The following is a 583-nucleotide window of genomic DNA, read 5'->3' on the forward strand; positions in this document are numbered from 1 at the left end:
CTAAATGTGACCCGTACGGAAGGCTTTGGGCGGGGACGACGAGCATGGAAGGCGAGCAAAAACAGGCGTCGCTGTACCGTTTGAATCTAGACCGCAGTCTTGTCAAAATCAAGGATCAAGTCTCTACCTCAAACGGTTTGGATTGGGACCGCGAGCGGAATTTGATGTATTACATCGACACGCCGACGCAGGAGATTGTGCGTTACAGCTATGATCCTCAAAGCGGAGATGTTTCGAATCCAGAACCTGTCTATCGTTTTGATCAGTCAGACGGATTGCCGGACGGCATGACAATTGACCAAAATGGCATGCTGTGGGTGGCGCTGTTTGGCGGCAGCCGCGTTGTTCACATTGACCCGTTTCAGAAAAAAGAAATCAATTCAATCAGCGTGCCGGCTAAATATGTCACGTGCTGCGCGTTCGGCGGCAGAGACTTAAAAACCCTTTACATTACAACGGCAACAGAACAAATGACAGAAAAAGAGAGATACGAGCAGCCTCACGCTGGAGGGTTGTTTTCAGCACAACTGGAAACAGGCGGATATCAGCCGGTACCATTTGCTGGAGACGTATAAAAAAACGC

1 protein-coding gene is annotated in these 583 nt (G+C 49.6%); it reads left to right on the forward strand.

Annotated elements, in window-relative coordinates; translation table 11 throughout:
- Window positions 1-575, forward strand: a 575-nt coding sequence (locus ACWHAR_RS29970) for an SMP-30/gluconolactonase/LRE family protein (protein ID WP_452088794.1), incomplete at its 5' end; no start/stop codon positions are given.
- Between the last annotated feature and the right edge of the window lie 8 nt (window positions 576-583).

Source organism: Bacillus sp. LR--39, from assembly GCF_053613335.1.